Consider the following 21,999-nt stretch of genomic DNA (forward strand, 5'->3'; position numbering starts at 1 on the left):
GCCACTATTCGACGACCAGCTGGCGCAGCTGCCAGACCATCTTCTGGTCGGTTTCCAGGCCTGTCAGCTCGGGGTGGTCATCCTGGGGGAAGATGATCCACAGCGGCCCCTTGTCGCGGATGGCCATGTACTCGCCATTGCGCTTGTAGGCGATGATCACCGGATAGTCGGTCAGGTCCTTCACGCTCATGCGGATTTCGTAGTCGTTGAGCGCGAGCGCCCGCACGCTCGCACCCGGCTGCTCGACTGCCGCCAGCAGCAGACTGGCGCGCACCCCGGTGAAGCGTTGCAGACCGTCGGTCCAGGAGGTGTGGGTCAACAGGTTCGTGCTGTCCATGGCCTCGAGCGCGGCCAGGTCGTAGTCGACCGAAGTCCCGCCGGAGTCGGTGACCGTCAGCACAATGTGGTCCTGGCCGGCTGAGGCCTGGGTGACGACAACGAGAAGCGGGATCAGGAGAACGCGCAGGGCATTGCTAAGGGTCATCTTCTAGCTCCACGTTAATGGCTCGCGGGCCTGTGGGGGAGAGTCTGAAGTCGTCCGGGGTACCGGTCGCCGCGCGAACACCGCAGGCAAGACAGCCGGCGCTCGGTGAAGCATGGAGCCAGCCGGCGACGGCGACGGCCGCCCCTGCACAGGCTCGACAAGGGACATGGCTCAGATCGGAGAAGAACGGCTGCCTCCACAAGGGCTAACCCGTTCAGTCCGTGCCCGGCCGAGCAGCGACCCGCGGGCCACCGCTCGGCAGGCTAGGGGCGCTAGTTGGCAAAGACCGAAGGCATCCACAGGGCCAGGCCCGGGAATGCGGCGAGCAGGGCGACCATCAGGAAGAGCGCGACGACGAAGGGCATGCCGCCGAGAAATACCGCCTGCATCGAGCCGCTCTTGCGCAGGCTTTGCACGACGAACAGATTGAGCCCGACCGGCGGGGTGATCAGGGCGGTCTCGACCAGGACGATGATCACCACGCCCAGCCAGATCGGGTCGAAGCCCAGGGCGATCATGATGGGGGCGACGATGGGAATGGTGGTGATCATCATCGACAGGGTTTCCATGAAGCAGCCCAGCACCACATAGAAGATCACCACCACCAACAGCATCAGCATGGGTGACAGGTTGAGCCCGACAATGCTCTCGGTGATCGCGTTGGTCAGCCCGGTCGCCGACATGACGAAGTTGAGAAACGCCGCGCCGATGACGATGATCATGATCATCGCACTGGCGCGCATGGTGCCCTCCACCACCTCGCGCAGCATCTTGACGCTCAGGGTACGAAAGCAGGCGGCCAGTACCAGGGCGCCGACCACGCCCAGGGCGGCGGCCTCGGTTGGCGTGGCGATGCCGGCGTAGATCGACCCCACCACCAGCAGGAAGATACCGAGCGGCGGCGCCAGATCGACCAGCTTGCTCAGGCGCTCCGACCAGCTCGCCTGGATCCGTTGCCCGCCCCATTTCGGCTTGACCAGGCAGCACAGGATGATCATCAGCATGAACATGGCGGCCATCAACAGGCCCGGCACTATCCCCGCCAGATACAGCTTGGGCACCGAGGTGTTGGTCAGCACGCCATAGATCACCAGGTTGATGGACGGCGGAATCAGAATGCCCAGGGTGCCGCCGGCGGCGATGCTGCCGAGAAACAGCGGCTCGTTGTAGCCATAGCGCTTGATCTGCGGCAGCGCCACCGTGCCCACGGTGGCGGCCGTCGCCACGCTGGAACCGGACGTGGCGGAGAACAGCGTCGAGGCGCCGATATTGGCGTGCATCAGGCCACCTGGCAGCCAGGACAGCCACAGGCTCATGGCGCTGTACATGCGCTCGGCAAAGCCGGCCCGCAGCAGGATTTCGCCGAGCATGATGAACAGCGGAATGGCCACCAGCAGGAATTCGGTGCTGGAACTCCAGGTCAGCTCGCCGATGGCCCGAGTGAGCGGCAGCATGGAGTAGAGGGGGTCGAGAATCAGGCCCAGCACGCCCAGGGCGGCGGCAATCGGAATGCTCAGACCGATCAGTGTGAGCAGGATAATCAGTGCGACAGAAATCATACGGTTACTCCCCGAACATTACGCTCGCCCATGGCAACTTCAGTCGCCGCCTCTTCCTTCGCCGACTTGACTCCGCACAACTGTTTGACGGCTTCGACATCGCCGCAGATCAGGGCAATGGAAGCGCGCAGCAGCATCAAGGCGAGCACGATCGAGAACCAGGCCAGGCCGATCAGCCAGAGCCCTTGTGGCAGCCACAAAGGCGTCGCCAACGGGGTATTCGCCGCGGAGTTCTGCACCCAGGAACTCATGACGACGTCGTAGGCGTAATAGGTGAGGTGCACGGAAAATACGCCGAGCGCGACCAGCGCCAGCCAGTCCACCAGTGCGCTGATACGGATCGGCAGATATTGATAGAGCACGTCCACGCGAACGTTGGCACGCTCCAATGCGGTAAACGCCAGGGCCCAGCTGCTGCTGATGGCGAACGCATAGCCTGACAGTTCGTCGGCGCCACCGACGGTAATGCTGAACAGCCGGCGCAGACTGACATCGTAGGCAATCAGCAATACGCTGGCGATCGTCAAGCCGCCGCCGACCCAAACAGCGGCGCGCGACAGCAGGGCTGCCTTCGATATCAGGAACGAGATAAAGGCTAAATTACGGGAGAGCATGGCAGTATCCGAGGGCTGAACGCCCCGTATTTAGTTGGGCGAGGCTTCCCTGGGGAAACCTCGCGGCACGGCTTTACTGGGACTTACTTGTTGGCAGCGAGATTCAGCGTCTTGCCCACTGTGGCATTGAAGTCGGCCACACACTGGTCAGAGCAGCGCGCCGCCCACTTGCTCAATACGCCTTCGCGGATATTCAGCAGCAACTGACGATCCGCCTCGCTCGGCTGTACCAGGGTCATGGTGCCCTTGTCCGGATACGGGCAGCTCGCGGCGCCGGTATTGCAGGCGTAGCCTTCCTGGGTCTGACGTGCGGCGGCACTCCAGATGTTGTCGACCAAGTTGCTGATGCGGCCTTCCAGGAAGGTTTGAACCTTCGGATCGAGCTTGTCCCAGGCCTTCTGGTTGACCGCGTGGATCTGCTGGTTCCAGTTGATCGGCAGGGCGTACAGGTGGGTGGACACTTCGTACCACTTCGCCGAGTAGCCGGACAGCGACCCGGTGATGGCGCAATCGACAAGGTTGTTCTGCAGGGCCGGCACCACTTCGCCAAAGGACATGGTCACGCTGGTGCCCCCCAGTGCCTCGATGAAGTCCGCCTGAGTACGGCTGCTGGTGCGCACCCGCTTGCCCTTGATATCGGCCAGCCCCTGGATATCGGCATTGCAGAACAGCACCTGACCCGGGTAGGTCGAGATGCCCAGCAACTTGATGCCGGAATCGCCGCTGTAGTGCTTGGCGTAGACGGGCGAGAAGGCATCCGTCACGGCGCGAGCGGTATCGGCATCCGGCGACAAGCCAGCCAGGTCGATGGCCTCGTTGATCGGGTTGTCACTGGCGAAGTAGGCGAGCGTGGCAGTACCGAACTCGATCACACCTTGCGACATCAGGCGCATCATCTCCGGCCCTTTCAGGCCCATCTCGTTGTAGCCCTTGATGTCGGCGCTGATCTGGCCATTGGAGACGGCTGGAATTTCATTGCTCCAGAACGGCTTTTCGAAGTCGGCGTAAGCGGTGAGATTGCTCACGCCGCCGACCACCTGCAACTTGGTTTTGGGAAGGTCCTCTGCACTTGCAGAACCGATGATCATTGTACTGACGAGTGCAGCAATTATTGTTTTCATATTCAGTCCTATCCGGTGAGTAGGGGTCAGGCCAGCGCAGCGAGTCCCACCTCCCTCGAAGCGCCCATCTGGTTAGCTCTGGCGGTAATCAAACCTTCTCGATAACAACGGCATGCTCCGAGTCGTGATCCGGATAAACCCTCTGCAGCGCCTGGCGACTGCTTCGAGCATCCGCAGGTTCAGGCGTGCAGCGGCATCGCTGTCTGGAAAAAGCCCTGGGCAGATATCGTCCGGACTCTGTTCCGGCTGGCCCGGGCCAATGGGTCGACCTGGGACGACAGTTGCCGCTATCGCTGCCCGGAAGCGCCCGTGCAGCCGGCTTTTGTGCATTCTTGTGCCGAGGACTTGGCGCGTCCAACTAATAAAAACAAACGCGGGAGATAGGAAAATCCTGTTCCTGGCGAAGGCTCGCCGGCATTCGCGCGCCGGGTTCCAGAGGCGCAAACGGTGCTTCGCCGGGAGCGCCACAAAGCAAAAGGCCCAGGTAAAAACCTGGGCCTTGGCGCGTTCAGCGGCAGGTTGAGGGACGCGCCCTAGGCATCCGCGGCGTGACGAGGCAACCCGATGGAGATCAGCGCCGCCAGCAGCACGAAGGCCGAGGAGACCCACAGACAGGCCGGCAGGCCATGGGCCTGGTAGACCCAGCCGGAGAGCAGGGTGCCGAGCAGGCGGCCGAGGGCGTTGGACATGTAGTAGAAGCCGACGTCCAGCGACACCCCGTCCTCCCGCGCGTAGGAGACGATCAGGTAGCTGTGCAGCGAGGAGTTGACCGCGAACAGCGCGCCGAACAGCAGCAGGCCGCCGATCAGCACCGTCTGCGCCGGCCAGTCGCCGCCCAGGCCCAGGGCGATGGCAGCCGGCAGCCCGGCCAGGGCCAGGGCCCAGGCGCAGGCGGCGCGCCCATCCGGAACCTGCCCGCGGCGCTTGCCGGTGAGGGCCGGGGCCAGCGACTGGATCAGCCCATAGCCGATGATCCACAGGGCGAGAAAGCCGCCGACCTGCCAGAAGTCCCAGCCGAAGGTGGTCGCCAGGTACACCGGCAGGGCCACCACGAACCACACGTCGCGGGCGCCGAAGAGGAACAGCCGGGCCGCCGAGAGGCTGTTGATCGCCCGGCTCTTGGACAGCAGCTCGCGGAACTTCGGCTTGGCGCGCGCCTTGCCCAGGTCGCGGTGCAGGCTGAGCACGCTGCCCAGCCAGATCAGCGCCAGGGCACCAGCCATCAGCAGCAACGCGCCGCGAAAGCCGAGCAGCGCCAGCAAGGCGCCGCCGAGGAAGAAGCCGACGCCCTTGAGCGCGTTCTTCGACCCGGTGAGCAGCGCCACCCAGCGATACAGCCGGCCCTGTTCGCCATCGGCCACCAGCAATTTGATCGAGCTCTTGGCGCTCATCTTGTTGAGGTCCTTGGCGATCCCGGACAGGGCCTGGGCGGCCATCACCCAGGCGATGCCCAGCCAGGCTGTCGGCACCGTCAGCATGAGCAGGGCCAGCACCTGCAGGGCCAGGCCGATATGCATGGTGCGGTTCAGGCCCAGGCGCGCGCCGAGGTAGCCGCCGAGCAGGTTGGTGACCACGCCGAACAGCTCGTAGCCGAGGAACAGGGCGGCGATCTGCAACGGCGAATAGCCCAGGCTGTGGAAGTGCAGCACCACCAGCATGCGCAGGGCGCCGTCGGTGAGGGTGAAGGCCCAGTAGTTGGCGGTCACCAGCAGGTACTGGCGGACCTCGGGGGCCAGGCGGGACAAGGCGTGCATGGGTGAACCCCGGAAACGGATGAAGGGTGGAAATACCCGCGCAGCGACCAGGCGCGCGGATCGGGGCGGGAAAGGCCGCAGGCCCTTCCCGCCCCTGGGCTCAGCCGGCCAGACCGACCAGGCGCGCCAGTTCGGCGGTGCGGTTGGCGTAGCCCCATTCGTTGTCGTACCAGGCGTACAGCTTCACCTGGGTGCCGTTGACCACCAGGGTCGACAGCGCGTCGATGATCGAGGAGCGCGGATCGCTGCGGTAGTCGATGGACACCAGCGGCCGCTCCTCGTAGCCGAGGATGCCCTTGAGCGGGCCGGCGGCGGCGGCGGCGAGCAGGCCGTTGACCTCCTCCACGGTGGTGGCGCGCTCGACCTCGAACACGCAGTCGGTCAGCGAGGCGTTGGCCAGGGGCACGCGCACGGCATGGCCGTTGAGCTTGCCGCGCAGCTCCGGGAAGATCTCGGCGATGGCGGTGGCCGAACCGGTGCTGGTGGGGATCAGGCTCATGCCGCAGGCGCGGGCGCGACGCAGGTCCTTGTGCGGCTGGTCGAGGATGCTCTGGGTGTTGGTCAGGTCGTGGATGGTGGTGATCGAGCCGTGACGGATGCCCAGGTGCTGGTGGATCACCTTGATCACCGGCGCCAGGCAGTTGGTGGTGCAGGAGGCGGCGGTAACGATGCGGTGCTGCGCCGGGTCGAACAGGTCCTGGTTGACCCCCATGACCACGTTCAGCGCGCCGGCCTCCTTGACCGGGGCGCTGACCACCACGCGCTTGACCCCCTGGTCCAGGTAGGCCTGCAGCACGGCGACCGTCTTCATCTTGCCGCTGGCTTCGATCACCAGATCGCAGTCCGACCAGTCGGTGTCGGCGATGGCCTTGTTGGCGGTGACGCGGATGCGCTTGCCGCCGATCAGGATGCTGTCCCCGTCGGCCCCGGCCTCGTGCTGCCAGCGGCCATGCACCGAGTCGAAATTCAGCAGGTGGGCGTGGGTCGCCGGGTCGCCGGCCGGATCGTTGATCCGCACGAACTCCAGCTCCGGCCAGTCCCAGGCGGCGCGCAGGGCGAGGCGGCCGATGCGGCCGAAACCATTGATGCCTACTTTGATGCTCATGTGATGCTCCGGTGTGGATTGCAGTCGATTCGCTTGCCCGGCGGGGCGCCGCTCAGCAACAGGCCGCCGCCCGCTGCGGGCGCTCGCCCATGGTCTCGAGACGCTGGGCAGCGGGGCTGAGCCAGGGCCGATTGGCCTCCAGCGTGGTGCGCAGCAGCGCCTGCACCCAGTCTGGCAGCTCGGGATGCAGCCGATAGTAGACCCACTGCCCCTGACGCCGATCGGCCAGCAGGCCGGCGCTGCGCAACTGCGCCAGGTGACGGGAAATCTTCGGCTGGCTCTCGCCCAGGGCGCAGGTCAGCTCGCACACGCACAGCTCGCCCTCGCCCAGGATCAGCAGCATCAGGCGCGCACGGGTGTCATCGGCAAGGGATTTGAACAGGGCGGTCGGGGTCGGCTGGTCGGCCATGGCAGGGCTCGCAGGGGCGCCCGCCGAGGTCGGACGCCGAATATATATGGGTAACCGAATATATGAGTTCGCGCATATGCTGTAAAGCCTGCATCGCACCCGCTGCGCAGCGGCGCCGGTGGGCGTCCGCCTCAGATCACCCCGGCCGCGCGCAAGGCCTCGATCTGCTCCGCCGTCAGCCCCAGGTGCCGTTGCAGCACCTGCTCGGTGTGTTCGCCGAGCAGCGGCGGGGCGTTGCGGTACTCCACTGGCGTGGCCGACAGGCGCAGCGGGCTGGCCACCAGCGGCGTGCTGCTGCCCAGGCCATTGGGCAGCTCGATCTTCAGGCCGCGGGCCTGCACCTGGGGGTCGGCGAAGACCTGGGCCAGGTCGTTGATCGGTCCGCAGGGCACGCCGGCCTCCTCCAGCAGGGCGATCCATTCGGCGGTGCTCTTGAACACCGTGGCCTGGCGCAGCAGCGGGATCAACTCGGCGCGGTGGGCGACGCGGGCCTTGTTGGTGGAAAAAAGCGGGTCGTCGGCCAAAGCCGGAAGGCCGGCGACCGCGCAAAGCTTGCGAAACTGGCCGTCGTTGCCCACGGCGATGATGAAGTTGCCGTCGGCCGAGGGAAAATCCTGATAGGGCACGATGTTCGGGTGGGCGTTGCCCAGGCGCTGGGGCGCGACCCCGGTGTTCAGGTAGTTCATCGCCTGGTTGGCCAGGCAGGCCACCTGCACGTCGAGCAGGGCCACGTCGATATGCTGGCCGATGCCCGACTGCTCGCGCTGGTTCAGCGCGGCCAGCACGCCGACCGTCGCATACAGGCCGGTGAGGATATCGGTGAGGGCCACGCCGACCTTGACCGGGCCAGCGCCTTCCTCGCCTTCGGGGCGGCCGGTCAGGCTCATCAGGCCGCCGAGGCCCTGGATCATGAAGTCGTAGCCGGCGCGCTTGGCGTAGGGCCCGGTCTGGCCGAAGCCGGTGATCGAGCAGTAGATCAGGCGCGGGTTGAGCGCCTTCAGCGAGGCATAGTCGAGGCCATAGGCGGCCAGGCCGCCGACCTTGAAGTTCTCCAGCAGCACGTCGCAGTTCTGCACCAGTTCGCGCACGAGGCGCTGGCCCTCGGCCTGGGTGAAGTCCAGGGTCAGCGACTGCTTGTTGCGGTTGGCGCCCTGGAAGTAGGCCGCCTCGCGCGAGTCGTTGCCCTCGCCATCCTTGACGAAGGGCGGGCCCCAATGGCGGGTGTCGTCACCGCTGCCGGGGCGCTCGACCTTGATCACCTCGGCGCCGAGGTCGGCGAGAATCTGCCCGGCCCAGGGCCCGGCGAGCACACGGGACAGGTCGAGCACGCGGATATGGGACAGGGCGCCGGGCATGGAAACTCCGTAGGGTGCGCCACGCGCACCGACAACAAACAGGACGTGGGTTGGGTTAGCCGCCAGGCGAGCTAACCCTTAGGGCGATCTGATAGCGGCTGTGCGCAGCGCCGTCAAAGCGGGGTGCGCACGGCGCACCCTAGCTTCAGAAGAACGCCTGGATGCCGGTCTGCGCGCGACCGAGGATCAGCGCGTGGACGTCGTGGGTGCCCTCATAGGTATTCACCACCTCCAGGTTGACCAGGTGGCGGGCCACGCCGAACTCGTCGCTGATGCCGTTGCCACCGAGCATGTCGCGGGCCATGCGGGCGATGTCCAGGGACTTGCCGCAGCTGTTGCGCTTCATGATCGAGGTGATTTCCACCGCCGCCGTGCCTTCGTCCTTCATCCGCCCCAGGCGCAGGCAGCCCTGCAGGGCCAGGGTGATTTCGGTCTGCATGTCGGCCAGCTTCTTCTGGATCAGCTGGTTGGCGGCCAGCGGGCGGCCGAACTGCTGGCGGTCCAGGCAGTACTGGCGGGCGGTGTGCCAGCAGAACTCGGCGGCGCCCAGGGCGCCCCAGCTGATGCCGTAGCGGGCGGAGTTGAGGCAGGTGAACGGGCCCTTGAGCCCGCGCACCTCGGGGAAGGCGTTCTCTTCCGGGCAGAACACGTTGTCCATGACGATCTCGCCGGTGATCGAGGCGCGCAGGCCTACCTTGCCGTGGATCACCGGCGCGGAGAGGCCCTGCCAGCCCTTCTCCAGGACGAAGCCGCGAATCTCGCCGGCGTCATCCTTGGCCCAGACCACAAATACATCCGCTATTGGCGAATTGGTGATCCACATCTTGCTGCCGGACAGGCGATAGCCGCCGTCGACCTTCTTCGCCCGGGTGACCATGGCGCCCGGGTCGGAGCCGTGGTTCGGCTCGGTCAGGCCGAAGCAGCCGATGTATTCGCCGCTGGCCAGCTTGGGCAGGTACTTCTGCCGGGTCGCCTCGTTGCCGAACTCGAAGATCGGCACCATCACCAGGGAAGACTGCACGCTCATCATCGAACGGTAGCCGGAGTCGATGCGCTCCACCTCGCGGGCGATCAGGCCGTAGCTCACGTAGTTCAGCCCGCTGCCGCCGTAGGCCTCGGGAATGGTCGCGCCGAGCAGGCCGGTTTCGCCCATCTCGCGGAAGATCGCCGGGTCGGTCTGTTCGTTGCGGAAGGCTTCCAGCACCCGTGGCGCCAGCTTGTCCTGGGCGAACTGCTGGGCACTTTCGCGCACCATGCGCTCTTCTTCGGTCAGCTGCTGGTCGAGCAGCAGCGGGTCGATCCAGTTGAAACTTGCCTTGGCCATGCCGGGAACCTCGAGTGGGGTCGGTGACGCCGCAGGACGAGCGCCGCTCGCCTGCAACAGAGATGGCATTGATCCTAGGCGCCAATGGCAGGCCGGGCAAACGAGTTATTCGCACGCTGTTGTGCGGTTTTATCACTTCGCGATAGTTTTGATCGCCTAAACCAGCAGAATAAAGTGAGAGGGCCGCACAGATGCGCCGCAAGATCCCCAGCACCGCTGCCCTGGTCGCCTTCGAGTCGGCCGCCCGCCACCAGAGCTTCACCAAGGCCGCCGAAGAACTTGCGCTGACCCAGAGCGCGATCTGCCGCCAGGTCGCCAGCCTCGAGGAATTCCTCAACATCGAGCTGTTCCGTCGCTCGCGGCGCGGGGTCAAGCTGACCGAGGCCGGGCAGTCCTATGCCCGGCGGGTGGCCTCACAACTGGATGCGGTGGAGCGCGACACCCTGGCGGTAATGGGCCAGCAGGGGGCGATGAGCATCGAGCTGGCGGTGGTGCCTACCTTCGGCACCCAGTGGCTGCTGCCGCGGCTGAAGGACTTCCAGCGCCTGCACCCCCAGGTCACGGTCAACCTGACCAACCGCACCCGCCCGTTCCTGTTCGCCGACACGCCGTTCGATGCGGCGATCTACTTCGGCGACGCCGACTGGTCCGGCACCGACTCGCACCTGCTGATGCGCGAGAACCCCATGCCGGTGTGCAGCCCGGCGCTGCTCGCCGGGCGCCAGCAGCTGAGCGCCGAGCGGATCGCCGAACTGCCCCTGCTGCAGCAGACCACCCGCCCCTATGCCTGGCGCCAGTGGTTCGGCTCGCTGGGAATGAACGTGGCCAGGGACCTCAGCGGGCCGCGCTACGAGCTGTTCTCCATGCTCGCCCAGGCGGCCATGCACGAGATGGGCGTGGCCCTGATCCCGCCCTTCCTGATCCAGCGCGAGCTGGCCGAGGGCCGTCTGGTGCTGGCCCTGGAACATGCCTGCCGCAGCGACAAGGCCTATTACCTGATGATTCCCGAGCGCAAGGTGGAATCCGCCGCGCTGCAGAGCTTTCGGGACTGGCTGGTGGCCGAGGCGCGACATTATGCCGCGGCCAGCGACCTGCGATAGGGCTTTGCGCCGGGACCGCGCATGTAGTTAGGCTCTTGGGCGGCGACATCCTGTTTGCCGATTGCGTCATCGTCGCCAGCGCGGGGCCGCTGGACTCGGACCTGCAGCATAGTTGACCCCGTAGTCAGCAAATACTGGCGCTACACTTCGCCCCACCGCTACCCTTGCCGATGTTCGATTTCCTGCACAGAAAGGCTCGTCCAAGCCCCGACGATTCTGGGCTGACGATAAACGGACAGGAAAATGTCGCGCTCAGACAGCCGCGCCCACGGCAATGTCGCCATTATCTGAAAAAAACCGCCTGTACCGTCTGAAAGGCCCAGCCCATCGGCTGGCGCTCGGAAATGCAGAACAGCTGGTCACGCTATGACCTGTAGTTATCGCAAGGTTTTGCTCCAGAACTTCTTGAAGGCCTGGTGCTTCGCCTGCAAAATGCCGCGCCCGCCCCTTGAGAAGCGACTGCTCGGGCGGTTTTGTGCTGATCCTCCCCAATGCCCGCGTGCCACCCGCAGTGCGCCGGTCCACTAAAAAGATCACGCAGGAGAAAAGAAGTGCACATCGGTGTTCCTCTCGAAACCCAAGCCGGTGAGACGCGGGTGGCCGCGACGCCGGAGACCATCAAGAAGCTGATCGGCCAAGGCCATCAGGTAACCGTACAGAGCGGCGCGGGGGTCAGCGCCAGCATTCCGGACAGCGCCTACGCGGCCGTCGGTGCCTCGATCGGCAGCGACGCAGCGGCGTTCGGCGCCGACCTGGTGCTGAAGGTGGTGGCGCCGAGCGAAAGCGAGCTGGCGCACATGAAGACTGGCGCGGTGCTGGTCGGCATGCTCAACCCGTTCAGCAACGAAACCATCGCGCGGATGAACGCCCGCGGCATCACCGCCTTCGCCCTCGAAGCGGCGCCCCGCACCTCCCGCGCGCAGAGCCTCGACGTGCTGTCGTCGCAGGCCAACATCGCCGGCTACAAGGCCGTGATGCTCGCCGCCAACCACTACCCGCGCTTCATGCCGATGCTGATGACCGCCGCCGGTACCGTGAAGGCCGCCCGCGTGCTGATCCTCGGCGCCGGCGTCGCCGGCCTGCAGGCCATCGCCACGGCCAAGCGCCTGGGTGCGGTGATCGAGGCCTCGGACGTGCGTCCGGCGGTGAAGGAGCAGATCGAGTCGCTCGGCGCCAAGTTCGTCGACGTGCCCTTCGAGACCGATGAGGAGCGCGAGTGCGCCCAGGGCGTCGGCGGCTATGCCCGGCCCATGCCGCAGTCGTGGATGGAGCGCCAGGCCAAGGCCGTGCACGAGCGCGCCAAGCAGGCCGACATCGTCATCACCACCGCGCTGATCCCGGGCCGCAAGGCACCGACCCTGCTGCATGAAGCCACCGTGCAGGAGATGAAGCCCGGTTCGGTGGTCATCGACCTGGCCGCGGCCCAGGGCGGCAACTGCCCGCTGACCGTCGCCGAGCAGGTGGTCATCCAGCACGGCGTGACCATCGTCGGCCACAGCAACCTGGCGGCAATGGTACCGGCCGATGCGTCGGCGCTGTACGCGCGCAACCTGCTGGACTTCCTCAAGCTGGTCATCGACAAGGACGGCCAGTTCCACCTCAACCTCGAAGACGACATCGTCGCCGCGTGCCTGATGTGCCGCGACGGCCAGGTCGTCCGCAACAACGGCTAAGGGGAGACGCGCACATGGATATGATTTCCGATGGCATCTACAACCTGATCATCTTCGCCCTGGCGATCTACGTCGGCTACCACGTGGTGTGGAACGTCACCCCGGCCCTGCATACCCCGCTGATGGCGGTGACCAACGCGATTTCCGCGATCGTCATCGTCGGCGCCATGCTGGCCGCTGCCCTGACCGTCACCCCGCTGGGCAAGGCCATGGGCACCCTGGCCGTGGCCCTGGCCGCGGTCAACGTGTTCGGTGGCTTCCTGGTCACCCGACGCATGCTGGAAATGTTCAAGAAGAAGGCGCCGAAAGCGGCTGCGGAGAAGCACTGACCATGAGCATGAACCTGATCACTGTTCTCTACCTCGTCGCCTCGATCTGCTTTATCCAGGCGCTCAAGGGCCTGTCGCACCCGACCACCTCGCGGCGCGGCAACCTGTTCGGCATGGTCGGCATGGCCATCGCCATCGTTACCACCGTTGGCCTGATCTACAAGCTCGGCGCCGAGCTGGCCACCGCCGGCATCGGCTACGTCATCGTCGGCCTGCTGATCGGCGGCAGCGTCGGTACCGTCATGGCCAAGCGCGTGGAAATGACCAAGATGCCCGAGCTGGTCGCCTTCATGCACAGCATGATCGGTCTGGCCGCGGTGTTCATCGCCATTGCCGCCGTGGTCGAGCCACAGTCCCTGGGTATCGTCGCCGCCCTGGGCGATGCGATTCCCTCCGGCAACCGCCTGGAACTGTTCCTCGGCGCGGCCATCGGTGCCATCACCTTCTCCGGTTCGGTGATCGCCTTCGGCAAGCTGTCGGGCAAGTACAAGTTCCGCCTGTTCCAGGGTGCACCGGTACAGTTCGCCGGCCAGCACATGCTCAACCTGGCGGTCGGCCTGGCGATCGTCGGCCTCGGCCTGGTGTACACCTTTACCGGTGACCTCACCTCCTTCGCCATCCTGGTGGCCCTGGCCTTCGTCATCGGCGTGCTGATCATCATCCCGATCGGTGGCGCCGACATGCCGGTGGTGGTGTCGATGCTCAACAGCTACTCGGGTTGGGCGGCGGCCGGTATCGGCTTCTCGCTGAACAACTCGATGCTGATCATCGCCGGTTCCCTGGTCGGCTCTTCGGGCGCGATCCTCTCGTACATCATGTGCAAGGCGATGAACCGCTCGTTCTTCAACGTCATCCTCGGCGGTTTCGGTGGCGCGGCGGATGCCGCCGGTCCTGCCGGCGCCCAGGAAGCCCGTCCGGTGAAGTCCGGCTCGAGTGACGACGCCGCCTTCCTGCTGACCAACGCCGACAGCGTGATCATCGTTCCCGGCTACGGCCTGGCGGTGGCCCGCGCCCAGCACGCGCTGATGGAGCTGGCGGAGAAGCTGACCCATCGCGGGGTCAACGTGAAGTACGCGATCCACCCGGTTGCCGGCCGTATGCCCGGCCACATGAACGTGCTGCTGGCCGAGGCCGAAGTGCCTTACGAGCAGGTGTTCGAGATGGACGACATCAACTCCGAGTTCGGCCAGGCCGACGTGGTGCTGGTGCTCGGTGCCAACGACGTGGTCAACCCGGCGGCGAAGAACGATCCGAAGTCGCCGATCGCCGGCATGCCGATCCTCGAGGCCTACAAGGCCAAGACCGTGATCGTCAACAAGCGCTCGATGGCCAGCGGCTACGCCGGCCTGGACAACGAACTGTTCTACCTGGACAAGACCATGATGGTCTTCGGCGACGCCAAGAAGGTGATCGAGGACATGGTCAAGGCAGTCGACTGACCCGCCGCCAGCACTCGATGAAAAAGCCCGGCCCCGCGCCGGGCTTTTTCATGCCTGAGGGTTTTTCTCAAGCATTTCATAGAGATACAGAGCCGCACCGTTTCAGGTGCCGTTTTGCGTAAAAGCTGAACTCCAGGTCAGGCACACATAGCAGTCAATTTGAAACTGTACCTATAGATAGTCGCTGAATATCAGCTTAAAAATCAGATGAATCCACTGCCAATTTCACATAAACACGATATTTCACTTACGGCCGTTACAGTTTTTACCAAAACAACTGCAACAGTTACAAAGCGAGCTATCTAATAGCCGAACAATCAGTATCAGCTGTGACTACTGATTTATTGGCCAGGAGCGGAAAATGGCCTCCAGTCAAAACACTCTCTAGACCCGCCACAAGCGGAAGGATGTCACCATGGAACGTACACTCAGTTCCGACCTGTTCTACGACAACAGCACCGCCAACGCCGCCGGTTCCCAGCCCCTGCGTCTGCTCGCCAACCTGCTGCTGTGGCAGCGCCGCATCGTCAGCCGCCGCCAACTGGCGCGCCTGGATGCCCGCCTGCTGGCCGACGCCGGCATCAGCGAAAGCCAGCGCCAGGCCGAACTGCGCAAGCCGTTCTGGCGCTAAGCGCCGCGGCGAATAGCCGACCGCGCTCGCAGACAAGACCCGCCCACGCTCAGCGTCGGCGGGTCTTGTCGTTTCAGGACCAGGCATCCGGCTGCGGCGGTACAGTTGGCGCGGCCACCAGCAGAACAGATTCAATCAGCGCAATACTGGACCAGTACAATTAAACCCCGCTGTAGCTGCAAAGCGCTCCTCCACGGCGCGACCATGGTGCTCCATACCCCACCCCCGCCGGACGCGGGAAGGTCAGCGCCATGGAGCACACATTCAGCAGCACCTCACCGACCCGCCAGACCAGTCAGCCGCAATGGCTCAGCCAGCTGCGCGCCGCCTTCGCCCTCTGGCAGCGCAACGCCCGTACCCGCCGGCAGCTGGCCGCCCTCGATGACCGCCTGTTGTCCGACGCCGGCATCTCCCCGAGCGAGCGGCGCGGCGAGCTGGACAAGGCCTTCTGGCATTGAGCCGTGGTGCGGCGGGGGCGTCGCTGGGCTAGGCTTAGGGCGATCGCACACAGTCGATCGCCGAGCCTGGCGACGACTTCTCGGGAGTCCGCACCATGAACCCCATTGCTCTATTCGGCCTGAGCGCGCTGCTGCTGATCAGCGGCGGTGCGGCGGCCTCCAGCTTCGTCGGCACCACCGATGCCATCGGCAATGCCCTGGTGGGCACCTTGGACGCCAGCTCGGATGCCACCTCCTCGTTGCGGGATGACAAGGTGGTACTCGACGCCCGCGACGACGCGGCCAGCTTCGTCGCCAGCGCCGGACAGATCCGCGGCGTGCACCTGGAAGCGGCTCTGGCGCACATCCGCCAACAGCACCCCACGCTGCTGGCCGATGACCTGCAACTGGCCAGGGCCATCCTCAGCCTCTGAATCCGCTTCGCCCCCCTCTCGGGCACCGCAGCAGCCGTGCCGCGATGCCTCTGGCCGGGCGACACGCATTCGGCTAGCCTTGCCGCCGCCAGGCTGGCGCTGGAACCGCGCCCGCCGCCCCGCGTCCAATAACCACCGCTCGCCTCCCGGAGATCCTCCATGCATCGCCCGCTGCTTGCCGCCTTTGCCTGCCTCGCCCTTTCCGTCGGCAGCGCCCAGGCGCAGACCCTGGTCGCCACCAGCAACATCCTGGTCCGCGCGCTGGATCGCAGCCTCGACTTCACCTCGGACACCACCACCTCGATCCGCGACATGAAGGTCGTGATCGAAGCCCGCGACGACGCCGCCAGCTTCGTCGCCAGCCAGGGCGCGATTCGCGGCGCCCATCTGCAGGCGGCGCTCGTCGCCATTCGCAGCCGCGTGCCCGAAGCCCAGGCCGCCTCCGACCTGGAGCTGGCCGAAGCCATCCTGGCGCAGTGAACATCCTGCGCGGCTGGCTGCTGGCCCTGACGCTGCTGGCCAGCGGCGTCGGTCACGCCGCGCTAAGCCTGGCGCTGGAGGGCGACGCGCTCGACAGCGGGCAGCGCCAGGCCAGCCTCGACCTGCTCAACGAAGCCGTCGCCGCCTTGCCCCCGCGCCTGCTTCAGGGGCTCGACCGCCGCGTGGCGGTGCGTTGGCGCGAGATGCCGCGACAGGTCTACGGTCGCGCCGGACGCTTCACCGGCATCGAGCTGAACGCCGCGCTGCTGCCGGCCCTGAGCGACGGCAGCGCTGCCCGCGCGTCCAGCGGGCGCAGCCACGGCACCCTGCGCCGCGAACTGCTGGCGACCCTGGTGCACGAGCTCGCCCACCTGTACGACCGCGCCCGCCTCTGGCCAGCCGCCGAACGCCGCCAGCTGCAACGCTGCCGCCGCCTCGCCGCCAGCCTTGGCCCGGTCGGCCAGCCAGCCGACTGCCGCGGCCAGGCGGCCCGGCGCTTCACCCTCAGCGACGATCCCTACCTGCTCGACCTGGCCGGCTGGCCGCAGCGGGTCGGCAGCCGCGGCCAGCGCGAGCGCGACAACGCCCAGCTGGCGCGTAGCCCGGATGTCTACGAGCTGCGCAATCCGCGCGAGTACGTAGCAGTGAACCTCGAGTACTTCCTCCTCGACCCCGGCTACGCCTGCCGCCGGCCCTCGCTGGCGCGCTACTTCCGTGCCCATTTCGCCTGGACGCCGCCGCACTCCCAACCCTGCGCCAACGGCTACGCCTACCTCAACGCCGGCCGCGATTTCGCCCGACAGCCCCTGGCCAGCCTGGACCCCGAGCGGGTCTACCAGGTCGACTACCTGCTCGCCGAGGCCAACCAGGCCTGGGCCAGCCGCTGGGGCCACAGCATGCTGCGCCTGGTGATCTGCGCCCCCGGCCGGCCGCGGGGGCCGGCCTGCCGGCTGGACCTCGACCAGCACCTGGTGCTGTCCTACCGCGCCTTCGTCGGCGACCTGCAACTGTCCACCTGGGACGGCCTGACCGGCGCCTACCCCTCGCGGCTGTTCGTCCTGCCCCTGGCCCAGGTGATCGAGGAATACACCAAGGTCGAGCTGCGCAGCCTCGCCTCGGTGCCGCTCAAGCTCGAGCGCGCGCAGCTGGAGGCGCTGGTCACCCGCGCCGCCGAGCAGCACTGGAGTTACGACGGCGACTACTACTTCATCGCCAACAACTGCGCGGTGGAGACCCTCAAGCTGCTGCGCAGCGGAATCCAGACCCCGGCGCTGCAAGCCTTCGACAGCATCCTGCCGAACGGCCTGCTCGACGGTTTGGTCGCGCGCGGGCTGGCCGAGCCGAGCGTGCTCGACAATCCGCGCGAGGCCCTGCGCCTGGGCTATCGCTTCGACTCCTTTCGCGAACGCTACCAGGCCATGTTCAAGGTGCTGGGCGAGCGCCTGCCGATCAGCCAGCGGCGGGTCGAGGACTGGCTGCAGCTGCCCGCCGCGGAGCGGCGCGCCTGGTTCGCCCGCGCCGACCTGCGCGCCAGCGCCGCCCTGCTGCTGCTGGAGCAGGCGGCCCTGCGCCGCCAGCTGCTGCTGGCCCAGGACCAGCTCAAGCAGCGCTATCTGGGCGAGCCCGGCAGCGCCGAGCCGAGCCTGCAGCGGGCCGGCGGCGCGCTGCAGCAGATCCTCGCCAACAGCGGCTTTCTCAGCCGCCCGGCGGAACTGCTCGACGGCGGCTACGGCCTGCCCCAGGCCGGCGAGTGGCAACGCCTGCAGACCGAGAGCCAGGCCCGCCAGCAACAGTTGCGCCGCCTCAGCGACGACCTCGACCGCGAGGTGCGCCAGTTGCTGGAGCCGGCGCTGCTGGCCGAACTGCAGGCCGCCGAGGCCAATCTGGGCGAACTGCGCAGCCGGCTGCGCGCCCTGCACGAGGCCGGCGGCGGCCTGCAACTGCCCTGAAGCCGGCCACCCTCACGGCCTGCCGCCAGCGACAGCGGCCTTGCGCCGCCGCGCGCCCCTGGCCAATATGGCCGCTTTTCTGCGGACGAGGCTGTCGTGCTGGAGTTGCTGCTGGCCCTGTGGCCCCTGTTTGCCTTGATCGTCGCCGGCTACTACCTGCGCCGCTGGGCGTTTCCCAACGAAGCCTTCTGGCCCGGCGCGGAGCGGCTGAACTACTTCATCCTGTTCCCGGCCCTGCTGTTCAGCAGCCTGGCCAACGCGCCGCTGGACAACCCGGCGCTGCCGCGCCTGGCCCTGGCGGTGATGCTCGCCCTGGGCATCGCCTGGCTGGCCCTGCTGCTCACGCGCCGTCTGCGCGGCTGGCGCGCCGCGCGTTTCGGCGCCTTTACCCAGGGCGCCCTGCGCTTCAACACCTACCTGGGCCTGGCCGCGGTGGCCAGCCTGTTCGGCCAAGAAGGCCTGACCCTGGCGGCGCTGATGCTGGCGCTGATGGTGCCGACGGTAAACGTGCTGTCGGTCTGGTCGCTGACCGCCGAGCGCGGCGTCAGCGCCCGCAGCCTGCTGCTGCCGATCCTCAAGAACCCGCTGATCCTCGCCTGCCTCGGTGGCGCCCTGGTCAACTTCGCGGGCCTCGGCCTGCCCGGCGGCACCGGGCGACTGCTCGGCCTGCTGGCGGCCGCCAGCCTGCCGCTGGGCCTGTTCTGCGTCGGCGCGGCGCTGAAGCCCGAGCAACTGGGTGGGGAGATTCCGGCCCTGGGCTGGAACAGCCTGCTACGGCTGCTGGCGATGCCGCTGCTGGCCTGGGCGGTGGCCTACGGCCTCGACCTGCCGGCCGTGGAAAGCAGCGTGCTGGTGCTGTTCTTCGCCCTGCCGACGGCGCCGACCGCCTATGTGCTGACCCGCCAGCTGGGCGGCGACAGCCAGCTGATGGCCGGCCTGATCACCCTGCAGACCCTGCTGGCGGCGGCCAGCCTGCCGCTGGTGCTGATGCTGCTGGCGGCCTGAACCCAGGGCTCAGCGTTGAGCCTGGCGGTCGCGGGCCTCGAGATAGCTCCCGAGCAGGCGTTGGAAGCGGTCGCCATCGCGAAACCGCGCCAGGCTCTTATTGATGGTCTGCAGCAGTTGCTCGGCGTGCGGGTGTTCACGCGAAACGATGACATGCAGGCTGGTCTCGCCGAAACTGCCCTGCGAGCGGCGAAAGCGGCTGGCGGGCTGACCGGTGGCGCTGAGCGCGGCGGCCCCAATGGGGCCATTGGCGATGAAGAAATCGTCGCGCCCGAGCAGCAACAGCCGGGCGCATTCGTTCAAGCCCTTGGGTGCATGACGAATCATCCGGCGCTGCTCGACCAGTGCCTGAATCGCAACGGGCAGTTGCCAGCCGAGCGGATAGCACAAGCGCGCGCCATTCAGGGTCGACAGGTCGTCGACCTCGTAGGCGGTGCCGGCCCGGCTGAACAGGTGCTGCCTGACCATCAGCAGCGGTTCGGAAAACAGGAAATGCTCGGCCAGCGCCTCAGAGCGTAGATAAGGGAAGGTGGCATCGTACTTGCCCTGCTGGGTCATCTGCAGACCGCGGCTCCAAGGCAGCCAATCGAGGCTGATGGCGACGTGCTCCTGGCCCAGGGCCTGCTCGACCATCTGCGTTAGCAGGCCCCCACCGGGCAGCTCCTGGCTGGTGAAGGGGGCATAGCCGTCCCCGGTGACTAGGCTCACCTTGTCGACCTCGGCCCACACCGCGCCGCAGAAACACAGACTCAACAAGCCGCTACACAGCACACGACCCCGCATAACCCTGCACTCCTCGAAACCATCGGGCAACGAACCCGCCAGCCGGCAGAGTCCGTTCGTATCGCTCGAGTGTACGCACCATTCCTCGCCGCCCCCATCGACCGAAGTGCTGATACTGCGATCAGTCGAACAAACCCAGCTGACCGGTGGCCACGACTGTCGACTCCTCTGCCGGGGTCGCGGGGCGCCGCGCCAGGCGCTCGGCCAAGCCCGCCGCCCGCTCGGCGCGGGTCGCTACCGCCTCGCCGAGGCGCGGGGCCAGACCCCAGATCTCCACCCGCTGCTTGGCCCGGGTGATGCCGGTGTAGAACAGGCTGCGGGTCAGCAGCGGGCTGGGCTGCTCGGGCAGCGCCAGCAGCACCTCGGTGAACTCCGAGCCCTGGCTCTTGTGCACCGTCATGGCGAAGGCGCTGTCGTGGCTGGGCAGGCGTGCCGGGGCGAAGGGGCGGAAGCCGTCCTCGCCTTCGCCCTCTCCTTCGAAGAAGACCCGCAGACCGTGCTCGCCGTGCAGGCAGATGCCAATATCGCCATTGAACAGGCCCAGGGCGTAGTCGTTCTGCCGCACCATCACCGGCCGCCCGACGTACCAGCGATCGCGGCTGGCGACCTGGGCGCGACGCTTGATCCGCGCCTCCAGCGCCTCGTTGATGCCGCTCACCCCCCAGGCCCCTTCGCGCTGGGCGCACAGGGCGCGGAAGGCATTGAAGGCGGCGAAGGCCGCGGCCGGATCGCCACTCCGCGCGGCGCCGAGAAAGGGCGCGTAGCCCTGCTCCAGGCGCTCGAGCAGGGCCTGCGGAGTCGGCTCGGCGATCCACGCCAGGTCGCCACGATTCTCCCGCAACAGGCCGAAGGTGCCGGCGACATCGCCGCCGTTGATCCGTCGCGCCAGTTCGCCGATGCCGCTGTCGCCGGCGAAGCGGTGGCTGTGGCTCAGCAGCACCACCGCATCGCCCAGGGCCGAGGTGGGTTGCTCCACCGCCACCTGCTGGCCGGTGATGCGCTCGAGCTCGGCCGCCGCCTGGGCATCGAAGCCGCGGCCCTCGCACAGTTCGGCGAACACCGCGCCGGCCTCCACCGCCGCCAGCTGGTCCTTGTCGCCGAGCAGGATCAGCCGGGCGCCGGGCGGCAGGGCATCGACCAGCTTGGCCATCAGCGCCAGGTCGACCATCGAGGCCTCGTCCACCACCAGCACATCCAGGGCCAGGGGGTTGCCGGCGTGATGGCGCACGGCAGGGGTATCACCACGGCTGCCGAGCAGGCGGTGCAGGGTGCGCGCCTCTTCCGGCAGGGCCGCCTTGATCGCCTCGTCAACCGGCAGCGCCGCCTTGGCGCCGCGGATCGCCTCGGCCATGCGCGCCGCGGCCTTGCCGGTGGGTGCGGCCAGGCCGATGGCCAGGCGCTGGTCGCCCTGCTCCAGCAGCGCGGCGAGCAGGCGCACCACGGTGGTGGTCTTGCCGGTGCCGGGCCCCCCGGAGATCACCGCCAGGCGCCGGCGCACCGCCTGGGCGGCGGCCAGGCGCTGCCAGTCGGGTTGCTGGCTGTTGAAGGCGAACAGCCGCGCCAGGCTCTCGCCCAGGCGGGCCTCATCCACCGCCGGGCGATCGCCGGCGCGGCTCAGCAGCTGCTCGGCCAGGCGCCGTTCGTAGGCGTGATAGCGCGCAAGATACAGGCGCTCGCCGTCGAGGATCAGCGGGGTGAAATCGCCCGCTGCGCCGACCAGGGACGAGGCCTCGAGGCGCTTGCGCCAGTCGTCCAGGGCCGGCAGCACGCAGTCATGCTCGGGCCAGGGCCGCCGGCCGGCCAGGCGCGCCAGCGGCAGGCACACGTCGCCCTCGTCCAGGGCGCTGCACAGCAGCGCCGCGGACAGCAGCACCAGCGGCTCGGCGTCGGCCTCGAGGCGCCGCAGGCTGTCGACCAGGGCGCGCTCCAGCGGGCCCAAAGGCAGGTCATCGAGGTTCATGCAACCCTCCTATCGGGTGCCGCGGGGCCGCTTGGGCGATGCACAGTGAAAACG

The 21,999-nt window shown here is 67.1% G+C and carries 21 protein-coding genes; 10 read left to right on the plus strand and 11 right to left on the minus strand.

Going from position 1 to position 21,999, the window contains the following annotated elements:
* Window positions 1–4: 4 nt before the first annotated feature.
* The 9 genes from LPB260_RS19535 to LPB260_RS19575 form a co-directional block, all read right to left on the minus strand.
* Window positions 5–484 carry an oxidoreductase gene (locus LPB260_RS19535; protein ID WP_208707457.1) on the minus strand — a complete coding sequence of 160 codons (480 nt, stop codon included), beginning with the start codon at window positions 482–484 and terminating at the stop codon, window positions 5–7.
* A gap of 272 nt (window positions 485–756) precedes the next feature.
* Complete coding sequence (locus tag LPB260_RS19540) at window positions 757–2,043, minus strand: TRAP transporter large permease (protein ID WP_208707458.1); 1,287 nt, start codon at window positions 2,041–2,043, stop codon at window positions 757–759.
* Window positions 2,040–2,657: a TRAP transporter small permease subunit gene (locus LPB260_RS19545; RefSeq protein ID WP_208707459.1), complete on the minus strand. Its 618-nt coding sequence runs from the start codon at window positions 2,655–2,657 to the stop codon at window positions 2,040–2,042. Before LPB260_RS19545 ends, LPB260_RS19540 begins: the two co-directional genes overlap by 4 nt.
* A gap of 83 nt (window positions 2,658–2,740) precedes the next feature.
* The gene (locus LPB260_RS19550; RefSeq protein ID WP_218281504.1) at window positions 2,741–3,682 is read right to left on the minus strand and encodes a TRAP transporter substrate-binding protein; all 942 of its coding nucleotides are present in this window, start codon (window positions 3,680–3,682) and stop codon (window positions 2,741–2,743) included.
* A gap of 629 nt (window positions 3,683–4,311) precedes the next feature.
* Complete coding sequence (gene arsJ / locus LPB260_RS19555) at window positions 4,312–5,532, minus strand: organoarsenical effux MFS transporter ArsJ (RefSeq protein ID WP_208707461.1); 1,221 nt, start codon at window positions 5,530–5,532, stop codon at window positions 4,312–4,314.
* 100 nt (window positions 5,533–5,632) lie between these two features.
* On the minus strand, window positions 5,633–6,637 hold the full coding sequence (locus LPB260_RS19560; RefSeq protein WP_208707462.1) for an ArsJ-associated glyceraldehyde-3-phosphate dehydrogenase: 1,005 nt from the start codon (window positions 6,635–6,637) through the stop codon (window positions 5,633–5,635).
* Between the two features lie 52 nt (window positions 6,638–6,689).
* On the minus strand, window positions 6,690–7,046 hold the full coding sequence (locus tag LPB260_RS19565) for a metalloregulator ArsR/SmtB family transcription factor (protein WP_208707463.1): 357 nt from the start codon (window positions 7,044–7,046) through the stop codon (window positions 6,690–6,692).
* 131 nt (window positions 7,047–7,177) lie between these two features.
* On the minus strand, window positions 7,178–8,401 hold the full coding sequence (locus LPB260_RS19570) for a CaiB/BaiF CoA-transferase family protein (protein ID WP_208707464.1): 1,224 nt from the start codon (window positions 8,399–8,401) through the stop codon (window positions 7,178–7,180).
* A 145-nt stretch (window positions 8,402–8,546) separates the two neighbouring features.
* Window positions 8,547–9,725 (minus strand): acyl-CoA dehydrogenase, encoded by a 1,179-nt coding sequence (locus LPB260_RS19575; RefSeq protein WP_208707465.1) that lies wholly within the window; start codon window positions 9,723–9,725, stop codon window positions 8,547–8,549.
* Window positions 9,726–9,916: 191 nt separating this feature from the next.
* Here LPB260_RS19575 and LPB260_RS19580 point away from each other — a divergent pair, with 191 nt between their 5' ends.
* The 10 genes from LPB260_RS19580 (at window position 9,917) to LPB260_RS19625 (ending at window position 19,202) form a co-directional block, all read left to right on the plus strand.
* Complete coding sequence (locus LPB260_RS19580; RefSeq protein WP_208707466.1) at window positions 9,917–10,825, plus strand: LysR family transcriptional regulator; 909 nt, start codon at window positions 9,917–9,919, stop codon at window positions 10,823–10,825.
* A gap of 551 nt (window positions 10,826–11,376) precedes the next feature.
* Window positions 11,377–12,498, plus strand: coding sequence for a Re/Si-specific NAD(P)(+) transhydrogenase subunit alpha (locus tag LPB260_RS19585; protein WP_208707467.1), 1,122 nt, complete (start codon window positions 11,377–11,379; stop codon window positions 12,496–12,498).
* 14 nt (window positions 12,499–12,512) lie between these two features.
* Entirely contained in the window at window positions 12,513–12,827 is a 315-nt protein-coding gene (locus LPB260_RS19590) for an NAD(P) transhydrogenase subunit alpha (protein ID WP_192328256.1), read from the plus strand.
* A gap of 2 nt (window positions 12,828–12,829) precedes the next feature.
* Window positions 12,830–14,266 (plus strand): NAD(P)(+) transhydrogenase (Re/Si-specific) subunit beta, encoded by a 1,437-nt coding sequence (locus LPB260_RS19595; protein ID WP_208707468.1) that lies wholly within the window; start codon window positions 12,830–12,832, stop codon window positions 14,264–14,266.
* A 415-nt stretch (window positions 14,267–14,681) separates the two neighbouring features.
* Window positions 14,682–14,897, plus strand: coding sequence for a DUF1127 domain-containing protein (locus tag LPB260_RS19600; RefSeq protein ID WP_208707469.1), 216 nt, complete (start codon window positions 14,682–14,684; stop codon window positions 14,895–14,897).
* Between the two features lie 251 nt (window positions 14,898–15,148).
* Window positions 15,149–15,355, plus strand: a complete 207-nt coding sequence (locus tag LPB260_RS19605; RefSeq protein ID WP_208707470.1) for a DUF1127 domain-containing protein — start codon at window positions 15,149–15,151, stop codon at window positions 15,353–15,355.
* A gap of 95 nt (window positions 15,356–15,450) precedes the next feature.
* Window positions 15,451–15,768: a DUF2388 domain-containing protein gene (locus LPB260_RS19610; RefSeq protein WP_208707471.1), complete on the plus strand. Its 318-nt coding sequence runs from the start codon at window positions 15,451–15,453 to the stop codon at window positions 15,766–15,768.
* Window positions 15,769–15,927: 159 nt separating this feature from the next.
* Entirely contained in the window at window positions 15,928–16,248 is a 321-nt protein-coding gene (locus tag LPB260_RS19615; protein ID WP_208707472.1) for a DUF2388 domain-containing protein, read from the plus strand.
* Window positions 16,245–18,197 carry a DUF4105 domain-containing protein gene (locus tag LPB260_RS19620; RefSeq protein ID WP_208707473.1) on the plus strand — a complete coding sequence of 651 codons (1,953 nt, stop codon included), beginning with the start codon at window positions 16,245–16,247 and terminating at the stop codon, window positions 18,195–18,197. Before LPB260_RS19615 ends, LPB260_RS19620 begins: the two co-directional genes overlap by 4 nt.
* Before the next feature lie 96 nt (window positions 18,198–18,293).
* Window positions 18,294–19,202 carry an AEC family transporter gene (locus tag LPB260_RS19625; RefSeq protein WP_208707474.1) on the plus strand — a complete coding sequence of 303 codons (909 nt, stop codon included), beginning with the start codon at window positions 18,294–18,296 and terminating at the stop codon, window positions 19,200–19,202.
* Window positions 19,203–19,211: 9 nt separating this feature from the next.
* Here the strand turns inward: LPB260_RS19625 and LPB260_RS19630 are convergent, their stop codons facing one another.
* Both LPB260_RS19630 and recD read right to left on the minus strand, forming a co-directional pair.
* Entirely contained in the window at window positions 19,212–19,985 is a 774-nt protein-coding gene (locus LPB260_RS19630) for an ABC transporter substrate-binding protein (protein WP_208707475.1), read from the minus strand.
* A gap of 121 nt (window positions 19,986–20,106) precedes the next feature.
* On the minus strand, window positions 20,107–21,945 hold the full coding sequence (gene recD, locus LPB260_RS19635; RefSeq protein WP_208707476.1) for an exodeoxyribonuclease V subunit alpha: 1,839 nt from the start codon (window positions 21,943–21,945) through the stop codon (window positions 20,107–20,109).
* Between the last annotated feature and the right edge of the window lie 54 nt (window positions 21,946–21,999).

The organism is Pseudomonas sp. LPB0260, from assembly GCF_013388395.1.